We start from the raw sequence: 17,043 nt of genomic DNA on the forward strand, positions 1-17,043 counted from the left end.
TATTATTATATTGATTGAAAATTATTTTAAAATTAAATTAAATGAAAATGAAATAAATTCAATGAAATTGCTTATGTATTTCGTGACGAAAAATACAAGTGAGCAGAAAGAATTAACTATTAAACATTTAAGTGAATCTAATCCGAAAATTTATGAAAGTTACTTAACACTTATTGATCGTTTAATAAGTAATCGTGCTGATAGTGTAGTAAGGAATAAATTAATGTTTAATTTGGATCTATACTTGTCCAAAATATACCTTTATAATCAGAACCAGTTATCAATTGGTTATATTTTTGAACCTTTGTACAATATTAATAGTATTTTATTGCAAGACTATTACAAGAATATTTCCTTGATTTCTCATTGGAATGAAGTGTCCTGTGATGGAATTTTCAACAAATATGAAATAGAATTTATTGCTACACATGCAACCATCATTCTTAATTCTATTATCAGAAAACATATTTTGTTTTTGTTTTCTGGTAATAATGCAGTAGAGAGTGTCCTCCATTCAAAGTTGAAAAGAGGATTAGGAGATAATGTACGTTTATATAGGGAATTAGCCGATGACGTGGAATTTGATTTTATTATTACAAATTATCAACACAAAATATCTACAATCCCTACGATATATATTTCGGAAGTATTAAATGTTAAGGAAATTCTAGCTATTAGGAATTGTGTTTTTAATAATTCTTACTAGAAAAAATCATTTGCTACAATTTGTTCTACGTCGAAAAACAGAAGTCTGATTTAAGACTTCTGTTTTGTTTGTATATAGCTTAATGAACCCCAGACAATCATGCCACTACATACTAACTATGGTTCTGTTCAATACAAAGTTCTATCTTAAAAAGTAGGTTTAAAGACAAGAACCACTTATTTTAAATAAGTGGTTGCTTGAATATTCCCATTTTATTTCAAAGGAATGACTTTAGTATCTACTAAAGTACCTGAATTAGTTGATCTTGCACCTGAAGTTACATCATAGGTTTTTACTATTAAATTTGTACCATATTCAACAGCGAATTTTCCCTTTCCTTTTGAACGAACTTGATTTGGATCATTAGGAGATTTCGTTAAACCATTTTTGTTTTTTGCCTTATCTAGTGCTGACCCTACTGGAAGTACCTCTCTTGTGAATGGATCTTGTGCACCTGTAAGTACATCAGCGTACAATTCTACATTACCAGAAGTTTTTTTCTTTTCAAAATAGACTTCGGTTCTGTATGTTTTATGTGCTGGAACGATAACGGGTTGTGAAGGAGCTGCAATTGTATTTGTTTTACTTTTCGTATTTGTAGTTGTATCAGAAACATTAAATTCAAGAGTTTCGGATACTTCACCTTCAGCTACAAAAGGAATACCAACCTTTCCTGATACCGTTGTTGAAGATGTAAATCCAGCTTGTACTGAGGTAGACGTTTCTGTAGTAACTGCTTGTTCAAAAGTACTGGTATTATATGTTTGGTCTTGATCTGTAGTATTGGTAAATGTATTTCTACCTAAAAACAATGGCTCTACGTTTGTAACATTATTTTCCTGAATATTTACTCCAGATAAAGAATATTGGTTACCATATACAAGGTCTGTACGGTGCCAACCCTTTGACCCCAAACCTGGTATACCAGAAGGAATAGTGGCTAGCATAGTATCTATGTTCACATAAACATCTTGTACCGCTGCTTCTTGTGATCTTGTTTCAATTTGAGCAGCACTTACTACATTTGGGAATGAACTTGCAAGTCCTGTGCCCAAAGTTGCAATTGCAGTCAGAGCTAAGATTGATTTCGTGATTTTCGCATTTTTCTTCATACAAACAACTCCTTTGAATTTTTATGGAAATGTGTTCCACAGAACGAAGTATACTACTCAAAAATTATTGCAGAGTAATTAAAATTTCATGATTATGATGAAAAAATATTACTATTCGAAGTTCAAGCCTTCGGTTTTAATAGTAGGATGAAAGACGGCTTTGCACGCTTTTCCTAGTTCTCGTTTCAGCTGTGTCAGCGACTCACACCTTCGATTCTTAACAAACTCTGCTTTGATCAGTTTAAAAGTTGCCTCCGTGACTGCATTGTCATAGGGGCAGCCTTTCTTGCTCCTATACGCGCCGATTCTCTTAAAAAATACGGAAGTTGAGTCAAGAAAGAAGGCTGTTTTTTGCGAAGAACTGCTTATCGTACCAGGACGAGCCTTCGGGTAGGAAAGGCTGAAGCGAGAAGCTCTGCAAATATAAAGGTAAGAAATTCAATTCCTAAAAATAAAAGTTGAACTTTTCTTTATATTTGTGTAAACATTAAACTTAAAACTTTTGAGGTTTCAGTTTCGAGTTTAATGGGTAGATTTTAAGATCTGATCTAGGTTTAATTCTAAAGAATCAGATGAAATGAAAATTAGACATCAAGGGGGATATTATGGTTACAAAGAATTGTTTTGTACGGTTCATCCTAAGCTGTACGAATCATAAAAAGACATCAATCTTCTCTTGTTAATTTGGAGAGAAAGAATTGTAACTATGGACAAGGGGTTGTTTTTATGTATTTGATAAAAAATTGGAATGTAAGTAAAAAAATATTTGGATTGATTTTTATAGCAGCAATCTTCCTTATTACCGTTGGTTGTGCGGGGTATTATTCCATCCAAAAAGTAAACACATATCTGGATGAAACGTATAATAATAGGATTATTCCATCACAATGGATAAGTCAATTAAGTGTGAATAGTAGGGAGGTTGACGCTTATATCCTTGGACTCATGCTGGCAACAGATCCGCAAAAAAACAAAGAACTCGAAAATTTGATTCTCGAAAAACGAAAGCAAATAGATGAAGTATTTCACAATTTAAATCAAATGGATGCAGATGCAAAAGAAAGCCAAATATTAACAGAGTCTCAACAGGTATTAAGAGAATACCGAGATGTTCGGCAAGAGGTTATAGATTTAGCAAAAAATAATCGCAACGCAGAAGCGTATCAACTATATGTCTCTAAGTTAACTCCAATTAGTGAAAGAGTTAAAAATGTTTTAGAGGAACTAACCATATATAATCAAGACTTAGCTTTAAAAACGAAAGAAGCGGGTGATGAGACCGTTGTACAGATAACGTGGATTATCCTATTACTTACGATAGTCTCGCTGGCTTTATGTTCTAGTGTGGGTGTATTCCTTTCCCGTATGATTACTCGTCCTTTACAAGACATCCAGATGTTAATGCAAAAGGCTAAAGAAGGGGATCTAACGGTATATGGGACGTATCAATCAAAAGATGAAATTGGTAGATTAACAGCTGATTTTAACGATATGATAGCGCAACTACAAGGAATTATTAAAAAGGTAAGCGATAGCGCTGTAAGTTTATCAGCAAGTACACAAGAGCTTTCTGCTAGCAGTGAGCAAACCTCAGAGGCAACCCAAAATATTGCTTTTGCCATTCAGGAAGTAGCCAGTGCAGCGGAAACACAATTAAACGGAGTGGAAGAAAGCGCAAGTGCAATGGAAGAAATAGCGATTGGGATTAACAAGATTGCTGAGACGTCCGTTATTGTTTCTCAAGAGTCACATGAAGCAATGAAAAAAGCGGAGAATGGAAATCGAATTGTACAAGTAGCCATGCAGCAAATGCGTGATATTCAATCTTCTGTAGGTGAATCAGCAGAAGTAGTCAAACAATTGGGATTACGTTCGAATGAAATTGGAAAAATCATTGAAGTAATTACCGATATTGCCGCTCAGACAAACCTTCTATCCTTAAATGCTGCGATTGAAGCGGCACGAGCAGGGGAGCATGGCCGTGGCTTTTCAGTAGTGGCAGATGAAGTGCGGAAGCTAGCTGAACAGTCGAAAGAATCAGCGGAAAATATCTATAATATCATTAATCAAATTCTAAACGAAACGACTATTGCTGTCGCTATCATGGAAAAAGGAACGCAGGATGTAGAAAATGGGGTTGCCACTGTGCAGGGAGCAGAAGAGGCTTTTGAACAAATTGTTCAAGTTATCGAACATATCGCCTCTGAAATTGAAGAAGTATCGGCTTCTTCAGAACAAATGGCAGCCGGCTCGGAACAGGTGAGTGCTTCTATAACAGAGGTGGAAAATAGCGCGAAGATGTCGAGGGATCATTCACAGCAAGTAGCAGCCGCTTCAGAAGAGCAATTAGCTTCTGTTGAAGAGGTTACAGCAGCCACACAAGAGCTAAATAAAATGGCACAAGAGTTACAGGAAATGACGAGACGATTTATATTGAGTTAAAAGGCGGGAGATCTCCACAGCATATTTCTATTTGCTTTTCAACATTGGACCGGTATTCATCTTATTAGTTACAATATTTCAAATAATTGGATTTTTAACCTCTCATCTGTTCATAAAGTATATGTGTATTTATATATATGCGAATATTTATTCGCGCGGGAGGGACCAAAACTGAGGGCTATGCTGATAGATGATTCAAAACTCTCATTGATGCACCTGCAAGATTTGCTTGAAAAAGAAGTGGGCTGTATCCAAGTAGTCGGAACCTTTACGGATCCACTGCAAGCGATCGAGCAAGCGAGAAGTCTATTTCCAGAAGTCGTTTTTTTGGATATAAACATGCCAGACATAAGTGGTCTGGAAGTAGGTGAGCAGCTTCAGGGATTGGATCACTCTCCGGAAATTGTTTTTGTGACGGGCTACGATGAGTACGCGGTAGATGCTTTCGAACTAAATGCTTTGGACTATATTATTAAACCTGTTCAACTTACACGCCTAAAAAAAACGATAGATCGTCTACAGAAAAGGATCACGAAAGCGCACGAGGACGTAAGGAGATGGAAAACATCACTGTTTTCCATCCAATGTTTTCGTTCTTTAGCCTTTCATATACCGAATCAGGAACCAAATGAGATAAAATGGAGGACGGTAAAATCCAGAGAGTTATTTCTCTATTTGTTGCATAATCGAAATAAAATGATTGACAAAGAGTCGCTCATAGAACTCTTGTGGCATGACTGTGATGAAAACAAAGGGGGGACACTCCTCTACACGACGATTTACCTCATCCGTCAAACGTTGAAATCTCACGGCCTGAAAACGATAGAGATTAAAAAAAGCAATATGGATCGTGGCTATAAACTCACAATTGATTCTGCCACGATAGATGTGGAGGAATGGGAAGCGGACATAAAGAATCTGCCCCCTCTTTCCCATTCAAGTATTGATGTTTACGAAAAAGTTCTTGCTATGTATGCGGGCGATTACCTTGGAGAGTATGACTATTTATGGGCGGAGTACGAGCGGGAAAGGCTCTGCAGAATGTGGCTGCAACTGGCAAAAAAGATGAGCAGATTTTATTTGGAGCAGGGAAGAGTGTTGGAGGCGACGATGGTCAATGAACGAGTACAACTGCTATACCCGCTCGAAGAGGATTCCTACATGATTTTAATGCAACTGTACGCCTCTTTAGACAATAATACTGCTGTAAAAAATCAGTACAAGTTGCTGACCACTAGATGGGAACAGGAGCTTAATTCTCTTCCGAGTATTTACATAACTGAATGGTACGAGGCTTGGAAGAAAGAAACCGATAAAAGGAATTTCCCAAACAGGGACTGAATCGGACAATTCTCTTAAGGTCGAAACGAATAACCCAAAAGAAAAAGGTGAAGAACTAGCAATAAAAACGAAAAACCACATTCCCGAATTAACTATCATGAAAATGACTAATTTTCAAGGTTATGTACCTGATAGGCATCATGTCAATTAAGGGTGAACCCACCATAAGAAAGTAGCAAGAGCTGTACAAAGAAGGAAAGTGGGGCAGGAATGAAAAATGTAGGGTTAGGAAGTTTAATTGTATACAGTATCATGATCGGAGGGATTACAGGGCTTCTGACATGGTGTTTTTTAGCGATTGTTGCTTTAACGACTCGCATTCTATGGGTTGATTTACCGAGTGTGATCGATGTTCAAAACTGGACCCTGGTCGTGTGTTTAATTGGAGGCATTTTAGTAGGCTTATGTCAAAAGTACTTTGGAAATTACCCACGTAAAATGGACGATGTCGTTGCAGAATTCAAGGCAACAAAAAGAATTGATTACAGTTCCGGTTACCAGAACGCGATAACTGCCATTTGTGTTCTTTCTTTTGGAGCCAGCCTTGGTCCCGAGGCAGCCCTAGTCGGTATTGTTGGTGGTCTTGCTACATGGGCAGGAGATGTCATTAAAGCTTTCGTTAAGAAAAGAACGGCTGTAAATGAACATGGAAATATCATGATTGAGTATAGTGTAGAGGCTACAATTGGCATGATTTTTATGGCACCGCTATTTGGAGCGAATACATTCTTTGAAGAAAGAAAAGATCCAAAACGTATCAAGGTGATCAAGGTACTTGTCTATTCATTCACTACACTTGCAGGTTTTCTGGTATTTATCTTATTATCCAAAATCGATAACAGACAATTTTCGATTGCCGATTTTGGTTCCGCAACAATCGGTACACAAGAGATCATTGCCATCATCCCACTTATCCTTATAGGATTTTTGCTGGCAAAATTATATGAGTTTTTTGGGTATGTTCTTCATAAGGCATTTAACCCACTTGAAAATTATAAAGTTGTGAAAGCTGTTCTGGGTGGGTTGGTTCTAGGAGTAATCGGAACGGTTCTTCCGATTACGTTATTTTCAGGAGAGCATCAGCTGACAGAATTAGTTGCAGAGTGGCCCCATATGACTGCTTATCTACTGTTGGCAATAGGTATTGTAAAGCTATTCTTAACTGAATTTTGTTTAGCTTCTGGTTGGCGTGGCGGACATATATTTCCTATTATTTTCGCAGGGGTAAGTATCGGATATGGAATTGCGTTGCTATTCCCAATCGATCCCGTAACATCCATTACGGTTGTCACCACATCACTCACAAGTGCAGTACTTCAAAAGCCAATCGCCGTTTTATTGATTTTCGTCATGATCTTTCCCGTAAAGTTAATTGTACCCATGCTGATTGCAGCATTTTTGCCGATGTATTTAGTAAAGTTGAAATGGAGATTGTAAGGAACATGGAACTACACCTCCAATCGTTAGTTGTGTCTAACAATTGGGGTGCAGTTCACTTAGACGGTTTCAAAAGTTCATTAATATCTTACCGGTAAGAATCATGGGTAGGGGTGAAGACATCTTCCGTTGATTCCCGCACTAAAATAAATGGCTCAATATTTCCCAATCCATGCAAGCACGTATTGTGATGGGCGATGATCTGTTCCGCTGACAGTACCTCATTGTCCGATGTAGAGTGTCCGTCTTTGACCAACGTCACATCGTAGCCGAGTGTCGTCGCTTTGCGGCAGGCGCTGTCGATACAAAACTCGGTTTTGCACCCCATGATCACAAGGTGGTTAATCCCGAGTGCTTGTAGTTTTTCATGCAGGTCAGTTCCGTGAAACGAGTCTGTCGCCAGTTTTTGAATCACCGTTTCTGATGGCAGAGGGGCAATCTCAGGATGGATGGCATAGTCGTCTGAACCGACTTCTCCGACATCCGCATCCTGAACATACAGCACAGGAATATCCTTGCTGTAGGCAACTTCTCGTACTTTTTTCAATGTTTGGACAAATGTAGTCGGTTGAAAAACAGGACCAAATTGTCCTTCGATAATACCTAATTGTGCATCAATAATCAGTAGAGCTGTTTTACGGATCAATCCATTTCCTCCTCAGGGTAGGGGGCTAGTGTTGGTGTCCCCCTCTTTGGTTGTTTGGTACAAGCACAGCTTTATAAGAATGTTGTTTCATGTCCTTTTTCATTACAGACCACTCCTTTCATCGTAGGAGAGCGTGGATGTCGCTCTGGATAATTGTACCACAAAAAAGACTCATTCCTAGGTGATAAGGAACGAGTCTTTTTCGATTGCGAACTTCTTATGATTCATTTTCCTTTTTCGGTACAAACTGAAAGATATCATGTGATTCGAAGGAGTCGATCAAACGGGACAGCCACAGATAATATTCCAACCCATTTTCAATGCGCTTGATACTAAGGTCAACTCGCTCGCTAATTTCTTCCGTAAGCTCTTCTGTTTGTTGGAGGGTGCGAAGCTCCTGAAGCGACTTTTTCAAGGCGTGTACATTATGTTCACAGGCGTGTCGCCACTTCACGGAAAAGAGGTCGATGAAGTTCTGGTACCAATCCAGATTAACCTCGTAATGATCCTTCCGTGTCCCTTTTTTCCATATCTTTTCTACCATATTTAAATCCATCAATGTGCGGACACCGGTGCTCATGCTGGTTTTGCTCATACCGAGCGCTTCGCCCATTTCATCGAGTGTCATTGACTTGTCCTGAAATAGCAACGTGCCATACAGCAGTCCCGTTGACATGGTAATGCCATACAAATCCATGTTGCGAGCCAGCGTTTCAATCACGCGTTCCTGAGCTTTTTCGAGGATTTTTTCCTGATTGGTATCCATTTTGAAAAAAGCAGCTCCTCTAGTCATAGTAACCTGAATAGAATTGTACGTCCCCAAAAGCAAAAAGTAAATGGAGATATTGTACAGTATATACGTGATAAACTGAGAATACCGGAAGTAAAGTACGTAAAGTTTTTTCTGAACGCTGAAAATGACGGATTATCATTCCTCATCCAGTTTGAGGTAAAAAAAATCGCTGGTTACAATTGTAAGGGTAAAGAACAGTCCGGATACGGGCAGAAAGTTGGAGGTGACATCATGCCCAAGATCAAAGTAGAGAATTTGACCAAAATCTTTGGACGCCAACCCCAACGCGCATTGTCCCAGGTGAAGCAGGGGAAGACCAAGCAAGAGATATTGAAGGAAACGGGTCTTACCCTTGGGGTGAACCAAGCGAGTTTTGAGGTGCATGCAGGCGAAATTTTCGTCATCATGGGGCTTTCGGGAAGCGGGAAGTCGACCTTGGTTCGATTGTTGAACCGGTTGATTGAGCCAACAGAAGGCAGAATCCTGATTGACGGTACGGATATCGTCAGTATGAACACCGAGCAGTTACAGGACGTAAGAAGAAAGAAGCTGGGCATGGTATTTCAAAAGTTCGCCTTGTTCCCTCACAGAACAGTACTCGAAAATGCGGAGTACGGTCTGGAGATTCAAGGGATGCCAAAAGCCGAGAGAGAGGCAAAAGCGAAAAAGTCACTCGCACTCGTCGGACTCGGCGGTTGGGAAGCAAGCTACCCGGATCAGTTGAGTGGCGGGATGCAGCAGCGTGTGGGGCTGGCTCGTGCACTCGCGAATGAGCCAGATGTGCTGTTGATGGACGAGGCCTTCAGTGCCTTGGACCCGTTGATTCGCAAGGACATGCAGGATGAGCTGTTGGAACTGCAAAGCACCATGCAGAAGACCATTATTTTCATTACGCATGATCTGGATGAAGCATTGAAGATCGGGGATCGGATCGCCTTGATGAAGGATGGTGCGGTCGTGCAGATTGGTACCCCGGAAGAGATCATGACGAATCCGGCAAATGAATACGTAGAACGCTTTGTAGAGGATGTGGATCGTTCCAAGGTGTTGTCCGCTGAAAATGTCATGAAGCGGGCGGAAACGATCACACTGGACAAAGGACCTCGCGTCGCATTGCAACTGATGCGAGACCGCGGCGTATCAAGTCTGTACGTAGTCGATAAGCGAAAAACATTGCTGGGTGTGCTGACGGCAGACGCGGTAAACGGAGCCAAGGAAGCAGGGCAGACACTGGAATCAGCATTGCGAACCGAGGTGCCGACTGTCGGACCGCAGACGCTTCTGAATGAGATGTTCGACCTCGTTGCGTTTTCCGATATTCCTGTGGCGGTTACAGGGGAACAAAATCGCCTTCTGGGCGTGATTGTAAAAGGAGCCGTCTTGGGTGGTCTGGCAGGAAAAGTGAATCAGCATAATCCAGAGCCAACGAATGAAGAGGGGCAGGTGAATCCATCATGAGCCAAAATCAACTTTTGCCGAAGCTGCCGCTCGACAGTTGGATAGAGACGATTGTAGATGGACTGGAAGAGAATTTGGGCTTTGTATTTGATTTCATCTCGGCTGGAATCGGTGGAACCGTGGATTTGTTTTCGTGGATTCTCACAGGACTGCCGTTTTGGGTCTTGATCATTTTGTTTACGTTGCTGGCGTATCGCGCTGGCAAAGTGGCAATTGCTCTTTTTACCTTCATTGGACTTCTTTTGATTCAGAATCTGGGTTATTGGGAGCATTCAATGGAAACACTTGCGTTAGTATTGACCGCAGGCTTGATCTCCATCATTATCGGGATTCCCGTCGGTATCTGGTGCGCGAAGAACGAGTCGGTACAAAAGGTCGTCACACCGCTGCTTGATTTCATGCAGACGATGCCGGCATTTGTCTATTTGATTCCTGCCATCTTTTTCTTCGGACTTGGTAAAGTACCGGGGGTTATCGCTTCTGTCATTTTTGCGATGCCACCGACGATTCGTCTGACCAACCTGGGAATTCGTCAAGTTCCTGCCGATCTGATCGAGGCTTCTGAAGCGTTCGGTTCTACCTACTGGCAAAAGCTGACGAAGGTACAGCTGCCGATTGCCAAGACGACGATGATGGCCGGGATTAACCAGAGCATTATGCTCGCGCTGTCCATGGTCGTGATTGCCTCGATGATTGGGGCGAAAGGCTTGGGGGCTGACGTGTATCGTGCTGTAACACAAATCAAGATTGGTGAAGGCTTTGAGGCGGGACTGGCCATCGTTATTTTGGCGATTCTACTGGATCGTCTCACACAAAGTGTGGGTAAGAGAAAAAACGCATAGGAGGGGTTTTCATGAAAATGAAAAAAGGCACCTTGAAAGGGCTGGCAGTAGCACTCGGACTCAGCATGGTGATGGCAGGATGTTCAACCGCGGGAACACCGCAAGGAAATCAGCCTGCCGAGGGCAATACGGGTACGTCTGCACCGAATAGCGTTGGAGCACAAGTGGATCATAAAATTATCGGAATCGATCCTGGTGCTGGTCTGATGAAAGCGACCGAAAAAGCCATGAAAGACTACGATCTGAAAGATTGGGAACTGGTAGAGGGCTCCAGTGCAGCGATGACGGCAGCACTGACACAAGCCTACAAAGACAAAAAGCCGATTATCGTGACAGGCTGGACACCGCACTGGATGTTCTCCAAGTTCGAGATGAAATACCTCGAAGACCCGAAAGGAACTTTTGGAAAGGATGAACAGATTCATACCATCGTGCGAAAAGGACTGAAGGAGGAGCACCCAAGTGCTTATGCATTCCTCGACAAGTTTTCGTGGACACCTGAGGATATGGAAAAAGTGATGCTCGATATCGCGAGCGGCAAGAAGCCAGATGAGGCAGCAGCCGAATGGGTGAAAAACAATGAAGCTGCCGTCAACAAGTGGGTAGAAGGCATCCAGCCTGCGGAAGGTAAAAAATTGACGCTCGCCTACGTCGCTTGGGATTCTGAGATCGCCAGCACGAATGTGGTGAAGACGGTTCTGGAGCAAAAGCTGAAATATAAGGTGGAGCTGAGCCAAGTAGAAGCTGGCCCGATGTGGGTAGGTGTATCGAACGGCGATGTGGATGGAATGGTAGCAGCTTGGCTGCCAACCACGCACGCAGACTACATGGAAAAGCTGGGGAAAGACGTGGAAGACCTCGGTCCGAACCTGCAAGGAACCAAGCTCGGCTTGGCTGTTCCAACCTATATGGAGATCAACTCCATTGAAGATTTGAAGAAGTAACAAGCTCAATAAGAAAGGCACCCCTCACGATGAGGTGGTGCCTTTGTCGCTGTGTTATTGTACGGGCTTTCTTTCCATGACTGCGGGCCAAGCATGTGGTTTGCCCAGCGTGGAAGGTTCCGGTGCAAATACCCGTAAAACGAGATTGAACTCGCCTTCGGGGAGCGGGAGCCAGTTGCCTTCCTTGCCTTTGGGCGGTTGCTGTTGCAAATACAGATCGAGGGAGCCATCCGGATTGTACGCAAGCGTTCCTGTGTTGCTGCGAACCGATGCGCGATCGGCCGCTGTTTTGGCTAAAAACAGCTCGTTGTCATAGACGTTGATCGACCAGAAAGCAGATGTCTTGGGCAGCTGTTCCTTTGTAAAATGGAGCCTATAGCTTTTCGCTCCCGTAAGCGGTTTGCCTCCGCCATCTGTCAACGCACGATAATAGGCTTCCTCGCTCGGTACATTGGCCCCTATACCGGAATAGGCGATAAAGGAACGGGCGAGAAACTGGTTTCCATATGTACCGATGGGGGAAAAGGCGCCCCATCCATTACGGAAGGTAGTGTAGCCGGGAAAGCCATTTTGCACGATGGTGGGAGCATCCAGTAAGGCACGTTGTAGACCCGCGAGTTTGGCAGGGCCGAGATCGGACGGATCAAAGCCCTTTTGGACGTCGATCCCGGCTTGTGTGAATTGATCGAGCAGCACGCGATCACATTCGGGCGGAGGATTGCCCTGGATCCATTTCGTCATGACTTGAAAAAAGGAAAGGGACGACAGCACATCAGGGGGAAGTGTTTCGGGAATATGTGCCGTTTGCAATTTTGGATGGACAGGGGCAATCGCGATTTGCTTTTCGAACGAGACAGCTTGCGGCAAATCAGTCTCACCCTTTACCTCGACACGGCCAATGAGCCAGACGGTATTCGTAGGGGCGTAGATCACAGGTATATGGGCAGGGGTAGGGCCTTTCCATTGTGGGCTTGCAATAATATATTGTCCGGTCTGCTGCTTGGTGGAACGATTGGAGACATTGCGGAACGTATTCGTGTAGGCATCCAGCATTTGCACGGTATAGTAGCGGTTTTGCGGATTGGCGGGGACAGTCAAGCGGACGGGCGTCTCTGACAAATCCAGCCATGCGCTCATATAAAGGGTATCGGAGTTCGGCGTCACGATATCCCGATAAGCAGGGGAAGCGAGTGTGTCCGCATAATAAAACTGGTTGATCGGTGCCCGATTTTTGACCATGTCTTCCATCGTTTTCGCGGACATCACTAATGGATAGCCGTAGATGTATGCTTGAATGCCGAGCGAGTAGGCAAGCCTCTCCTGCGATTGAAGAAACGATTTTGATAGGGAGAGAGGTGATTGTTGGGTAGATGGAGCGTTTGTTGTCTCTTTTGCATACGACAAGCCGGACAGGTGAAGCGTCATGCACAGCAGGGAAACGATCAGTGTCAGGCGTTTTTTTAAGAATGGAAGCATAAAGCCCCTCCTCATTACCAGAAATGGGGTTCGCACTGGTAGTTTTCTTCATAGGAATGGGGCTTTATGCAAGCTGGGCTGGAATATTTTATTACTCCACAGAAATTTCAGGCGCCCGCCACTCTGGGCAGGTCGCATACAATCTCGACGCTCCCTGTAGCAATTCCCTATCACGCCATCGCTTGCCTACACACTGTATGCCAATGGGAAGACCTTGCTCATCAAAACCGATCGGCATCGTCACGACCGGACTCCCTGTTACATTAAACAGACTCGTATAAAAAGTAGTAGCGGCCCAGTAGTTTTGCGGGCTCTCGTCTACGTAAAGCGGTTTGGTGTATATCGGCTTATAGCCCCACATTCTCGACTTTTCCAGATGAGGGAAAGCAGTCGTGCAGCTGACTGGACACAAGAACAAGTCACAGTCGGCCATGAATTGCTCGAAGCTGAGAATGAGCTGCTCCCGAATAGTTAAGACACGCATGTAGTTTTTGAACGTCAGCGGGATGAGCATGGTAGCCGAAGGAATCTGGCGATAAATCGGCATCGTTATGAGATGAGCCAAACCTCGAAGAAGTGAAGGCGTAGTAGAGTTTAACTCCGCATCGATCATTTTTCCCCATGTTTCCCAAGTTTTGCGTACATCCAGGGGTGGTGTCGCTACTTGTTCTACGCGCATGCCTTGTTGCTCCAGCTCTTTGACAAAGCGACGCAACTGATCTCGAATGGCTCGACTCGTCGGGTAGCCGGGCAGCTCCTCCATCCAGCGAATGTACAGGGGCTTCTCCTTGGGGGGAGGGGGCAAGACTTGTGGTCCATGAGGCAGGCCAGCGTTGCCGTTTCCGTCACTAATGATGGAAAACGCCACTTCCAGGTCTTCGATCGAACGGGCTATAGGCCCATAGCAGGCCAGGTGACGAGACGAAGTATAATCAGACATTCCTTCAAAGCCGGGCATGTGTCCTGTTGCCGGAACGGCTCCTTCTGTTGGCTTCAAGCTGAACACGCCACAATAATGAGCGGGGAGGCGCAACGATCCCCCGATATCACTCCCGATATCCAAATAAGAAAGCCCTGCGGCAACTGCAGCTGCCGAGCCTCCGCTGCTACCTCCCGAAGTTCTCTCCTGATTCCACGGATTATTCGTCCGACCGTAAATATCGTTGTCTGCTTGGATATCCATGAGCAGGGTAGAGACATTCGTTTTGCCGATCAAAACGGCTCCTGCCTGCTTCAGTCGTCTGACGATGGCTGCGTCGTGTTGCGGAATGTAGCCTTTGAGAGGGGAGAAGCCAGAAGTAGTGGGGAGTCCGGTTGTAGCAAAGGAATCCTTGATAGTGATCGGCACACCGTGTAGGGGCCCTCGATAGTGTCCTTCTGCCATTTCTTTGTCCGCTTGCTTGGCGGATTCGAGAGCAGCCTGCTCGTCATAAGCGACGATAGCGTTCATTTTGCCATTAAGGGAGGCGATTCTCTTAAAGGTGTGCCGGGTGGCTTCCTCGGCGCTTATTTTCCGCTCGCGAATCCATGTGCCCATCTCTGTCGCAGTCAAATAGGTCAGTTCTTTCATTCGATTCACTCCTTTTCATACGTCCAGCGTACGACAGGAAAAAGAGGAAAACTTGATCGAAAATGCGAACCGCCACCAACTATTCTCTGGCCAGAACGGGAATATAAATGAAGCAAAGCGAATCAGGATGGTCATTTCCGAGAAAACGATGGTCGTAGTATTCAAAATCATAGCGGGCGTAGAGCTGGTCGGACGCGGATGCGTGTGTCATCCAGCTCCCGTATATGTATTGATACGTCAGCTTGAGATTTTGCACCGAACCTTTGTGAGGGAAGACAAGATAACCAGATGCAGGCAGGGTCAGCGATTCCAGTCTGTTTGTGCCAGCATGATCCAGAATGTGTATGCCAGCAAAATAGGCAAAGTTCAATGAAAGCCCAAAAGCATCCGGGTAGCGAATGACACCATAACGCTTCTGGTTCTTTTGCATGGCGATTTTCTGCCCCAAGTGCTTCCAGCAATGGACAATATCTGCTGTCGAATGGGTAGCGGAGGAGTAGCCTACCAGGTTCAGTTCTTCATGGGCTGGGACATAGACGGGCTCAATCGATTGCAGCTGAATATTTTCCATATAAGGTAGCTCGATGCGCTCTAACATCGTGTATCGCGGCATTTTTCCTGATCGGCGAAGAGCAGAAGGAGGCAGGCCAAAGCGTTTCGTAAAGGCGCGAGTAAAGGCTTCGTGGGAATCAAAGCCGTATGTAAAGGCGACCTCTGTCACGCTCTTTTGTTCGAGCGACAGTGCTTTGGCAGCCTCGGTCAAGCGTCTCTTCGAAATGTATTGGCCGACCGTTTCTCCTGTCACGTGAAAAAACAGCCGTTGAAAATGGTACTTGGAATATCCAGCGGCTGATGCCACTTCATCGAGTGTTACTTTTTCCGTTAACTGTTTTTCGATAAAAGAGAGGGCATAGGTTATTTGTTCCATATAGTTCATAGCGTCACCTGAAAAAGAAAATAAGATCTTTTTAGGATACCATATGCCCTGACCTGAATTTTTGTAAAAAAGCCAGAATGCCAAAGAATAGGGAGAGAATACAATGAAGTAGGACAACATTATTGGAGGTAGCCGTGGAGCAGCATCTGGATCTTTTTTTGATGAAATATGGATATGTCGGCATCTTTTTTTCGCTCACGCTTGGTGTTGTAGGGCTCCCCATACCTGATGAGGTACTGATGACGTACGCTGGCTATGCGGTTTCCCGCGGTGTTTTGCACATGCCGTTTACGATGCTAAGCGCCTTTTTGGGAGCGGCAGTAGGGATTACGATCAGCTATGTGATCGCGTGGAAGTGGGGGCTGCCGCTGCTTATGAAGGTTGGACCCTACTTGCATATTACGCCGAAAAAAATAGAGTCAACCCAAAAGCTTTTTGCCAAGTACGGTCCATACTTGTTGCTCATCGGCTATTTTTTGCCTGGCGTACGTCATATTACCGCCTATTTGGCAGGAGTCTCTGCGATGGGGTTTCGCCGATTCGCTTTTTTTGCTTATGCCGGCGCATTACTTTGGAGTGTCACTTTTTTACTGTTGGGACAGGCGCTTGAGAAAGAGTGGCTCAAGGTCGTCGTTTATATACGTCATTACGGCATCACATTTTTGCTAATCGGTTCGGCGATTGGAATGATGGTTTATATTTGGATCAGGTACAGGCGCGACACAAGGACATAAGGAACAAGCATTAGTTCCTGCTGATCGCCATGCTATCTTTAGTGGGGAGGCAGGCTTGTCCGTAGCAAGAGTTTCACTCGCAACGACAGCTAGGACCTAGTCGTAGCTGCTGCTCCGAGTGGCGTAAAAATTTATGTTTTCATTAGTCGGCAATCTTCACTAAAGTGAGGAAGCCGGTTACCGTCGTCGTTCCGTCTGCGAAGCTTTGCAAAAACTGGTCTGCATTACCTCCAGTACGGAATAGGTCTACGATGTCACCTGCTACTAATCGGGTGAAAGAGGTTGCCATGCCGAATGCATTTCCATCGTCTGCACTATCCGCACTGCTTGAGGTTCCAGCAGAAGCCGTAATATTGGCGCTATTCCTTCTTATAATGAATGACACTTCACTCGCCTGTGCAGTAGTTACACGATAGCTGAGGAGATAGATGCCGCTTGCGGGTACGGTCACTTGCCCTCCAGCGAACAAAAAGCCAGGTGAATTGTCTGCATTCGCCACATTAAGCGGTACGATCGTATTTGGCGAGATATCGATAGCGGAGGACAGCCAGAAGTTACCGAAAACACTGGAAATGGTACCCGTCGCGCCTGTAACGCCTGTAACG

13 protein-coding genes and 2 pseudogenes are annotated in these 17,043 nt (G+C 44.2%); 8 read left to right on the forward strand and 7 right to left on the reverse strand.

Going from position 1 to position 17,043, the window contains the following annotated elements; translation table 11 throughout:
• Positions 1–706 (forward strand): annotated as a pseudogene (locus C7R93_RS30080) (helix-turn-helix domain containing protein); the annotation flags it as partial.
• 212 nt (positions 707–918) lie between these two features.
• Here the strand turns inward: C7R93_RS30080 and C7R93_RS20235 are convergent.
• The gene (locus C7R93_RS20235; RefSeq protein WP_106840508.1) at positions 919–1,818 is read right to left on the reverse strand and encodes an ETX/MTX2 family pore-forming toxin; all 900 of its coding nucleotides are present in this window, start codon (positions 1,816–1,818) and stop codon (positions 919–921) included.
• Between the two features lie 726 nt (positions 1,819–2,544).
• Here C7R93_RS20235 and C7R93_RS20240 point away from each other — a divergent pair.
• The 3 genes from C7R93_RS20240 (at position 2,545) to C7R93_RS20250 (ending at position 7,038) form a co-directional block, all read left to right on the forward strand.
• Positions 2,545–4,260, forward strand: coding sequence for a methyl-accepting chemotaxis protein (locus tag C7R93_RS20240; RefSeq protein ID WP_106840509.1), 1,716 nt, complete (start codon positions 2,545–2,547; stop codon positions 4,258–4,260).
• A gap of 180 nt (positions 4,261–4,440) precedes the next feature.
• The gene (locus C7R93_RS20245; RefSeq protein WP_244191597.1) at positions 4,441–5,601 is read left to right on the forward strand and encodes a response regulator; all 1,161 of its coding nucleotides are present in this window, start codon (positions 4,441–4,443) and stop codon (positions 5,599–5,601) included.
• A gap of 210 nt (positions 5,602–5,811) precedes the next feature.
• Positions 5,812–7,038 (forward strand): chloride channel protein, encoded by a 1,227-nt coding sequence (locus C7R93_RS20250; protein ID WP_106840510.1) that lies wholly within the window; start codon positions 5,812–5,814, stop codon positions 7,036–7,038.
• Between the two features lie 88 nt (positions 7,039–7,126).
• Here C7R93_RS20250 and C7R93_RS20255 read toward each other — a convergent pair whose 3' ends face one another.
• The gene (locus C7R93_RS20255) at positions 7,127–7,684 is read right to left on the reverse strand and encodes a cysteine hydrolase family protein (protein ID WP_106840511.1); all 558 of its coding nucleotides are present in this window, start codon (positions 7,682–7,684) and stop codon (positions 7,127–7,129) included.
• A 217-nt stretch (positions 7,685–7,901) separates the two neighbouring features.
• A complete protein-coding gene (locus tag C7R93_RS20260; RefSeq protein ID WP_106840512.1) occupies positions 7,902–8,450 on the reverse strand; it encodes a GbsR/MarR family transcriptional regulator in 549 nt (182 codons plus the stop codon).
• Positions 8,451–8,708: 258 nt separating this feature from the next.
• Between C7R93_RS20260 and proV the strand changes: the two genes are divergently transcribed.
• From proV to C7R93_RS20275, 3 genes are read left to right on the forward strand one after another with little or no spacing between them, the layout of a single operon-like run.
• A complete protein-coding gene (gene proV / locus C7R93_RS20265) occupies positions 8,709–9,935 on the forward strand; it encodes a glycine betaine/L-proline ABC transporter ATP-binding protein ProV (RefSeq protein ID WP_106840513.1) in 1,227 nt (408 codons plus the stop codon).
• Positions 9,932–10,777 (forward strand): ABC transporter permease, encoded by an 846-nt coding sequence (locus C7R93_RS20270; RefSeq protein WP_106840514.1) that lies wholly within the window; start codon positions 9,932–9,934, stop codon positions 10,775–10,777. Before proV ends, C7R93_RS20270 begins: the two co-directional genes overlap by 4 nt.
• A 17-nt stretch (positions 10,778–10,794) precedes the next feature.
• On the forward strand, positions 10,795–11,721 hold the full coding sequence (locus C7R93_RS20275) for a glycine betaine ABC transporter substrate-binding protein (RefSeq protein ID WP_106840520.1): 927 nt from the start codon (positions 10,795–10,797) through the stop codon (positions 11,719–11,721).
• Positions 11,722–11,775: 54 nt separating this feature from the next.
• On the opposite strand, the gene C7R93_RS20280 is transcribed toward C7R93_RS20275, so the two are convergent.
• From C7R93_RS20280 to C7R93_RS20290, 3 genes are all read right to left on the reverse strand, one after another.
• Positions 11,776–13,197 (reverse strand): DUF1254 domain-containing protein, encoded by a 1,422-nt coding sequence (locus C7R93_RS20280; RefSeq protein WP_106840515.1) that lies wholly within the window; start codon positions 13,195–13,197, stop codon positions 11,776–11,778.
• Between the two features lie 91 nt (positions 13,198–13,288).
• Complete coding sequence (locus C7R93_RS20285) at positions 13,289–14,767, reverse strand: amidase (RefSeq protein ID WP_106840516.1); 1,479 nt, start codon at positions 14,765–14,767, stop codon at positions 13,289–13,291.
• A gap of 79 nt (positions 14,768–14,846) precedes the next feature.
• Complete coding sequence (locus C7R93_RS20290) at positions 14,847–15,704, reverse strand: helix-turn-helix domain-containing protein (RefSeq protein WP_106840517.1); 858 nt, start codon at positions 15,702–15,704, stop codon at positions 14,847–14,849.
• 122 nt (positions 15,705–15,826) lie between these two features.
• On the opposite strand from C7R93_RS20290, the gene C7R93_RS20295 reads away from it, so the two are divergent.
• The gene (locus C7R93_RS20295; protein WP_106840518.1) at positions 15,827–16,438 is read left to right on the forward strand and encodes a DedA family protein; all 612 of its coding nucleotides are present in this window, start codon (positions 15,827–15,829) and stop codon (positions 16,436–16,438) included.
• 142 nt (positions 16,439–16,580) lie between these two features.
• Here the strand turns inward: C7R93_RS20295 and C7R93_RS20300 are convergent.
• A pseudogene (locus C7R93_RS20300) lies at positions 16,581–17,043 on the reverse strand (hypothetical protein); the annotation flags it as partial.

Source organism: Brevibacillus fortis (assembly GCF_003013395.1).
Classification (GTDB): domain Bacteria; phylum Bacillota; class Bacilli; order Brevibacillales; family Brevibacillaceae; genus Brevibacillus; species Brevibacillus fortis.

Bases quoted from the DNA above. Each gene is read 5' to 3' on its own strand.
- C7R93_RS20235 (WP_106840508.1), bottom strand. From the start codon at position 1,818: ATGAAGAAAAATGCGAAAATCACGAAATCAATCTTAGCTCTGACTGCA.
- C7R93_RS20240 (WP_106840509.1), top strand. From the start codon at position 2,545: ATGTATTTGATAAAAAATTGGAATGTAAGTAAAAAAATATTTGGATTG.
- C7R93_RS20245 (WP_244191597.1), top strand. From the start codon at position 4,441: ATGCTGATAGATGATTCAAAACTCTCATTGATGCACCTGCAAGATTTG.
- C7R93_RS20250 (WP_106840510.1), top strand. From the start codon at position 5,812: ATGAAAAATGTAGGGTTAGGAAGTTTAATTGTATACAGTATCATGATC.
- C7R93_RS20260 (WP_106840512.1), bottom strand. From the start codon at position 8,450: ATGGATACCAATCAGGAAAAAATCCTCGAAAAAGCTCAGGAACGCGTG.
- proV (WP_106840513.1), top strand. From the start codon at position 8,709: ATGCCCAAGATCAAAGTAGAGAATTTGACCAAAATCTTTGGACGCCAA.
- C7R93_RS20270 (WP_106840514.1), top strand. From the start codon at position 9,932: ATGAGCCAAAATCAACTTTTGCCGAAGCTGCCGCTCGACAGTTGGATA.
- C7R93_RS20275 (WP_106840520.1), top strand. From the start codon at position 10,795: ATGAAAAAAGGCACCTTGAAAGGGCTGGCAGTAGCACTCGGACTCAGC.
- C7R93_RS20280 (WP_106840515.1), bottom strand. From the start codon at position 13,197: ATGCTTCCATTCTTAAAAAAACGCCTGACACTGATCGTTTCCCTGCTG.
- C7R93_RS20285 (WP_106840516.1), bottom strand. From the start codon at position 14,767: ATGAAAGAACTGACCTATTTGACTGCGACAGAGATGGGCACATGGATT.
- C7R93_RS20290 (WP_106840517.1), bottom strand. From the start codon at position 15,704: ATGAACTATATGGAACAAATAACCTATGCCCTCTCTTTTATCGAAAAA.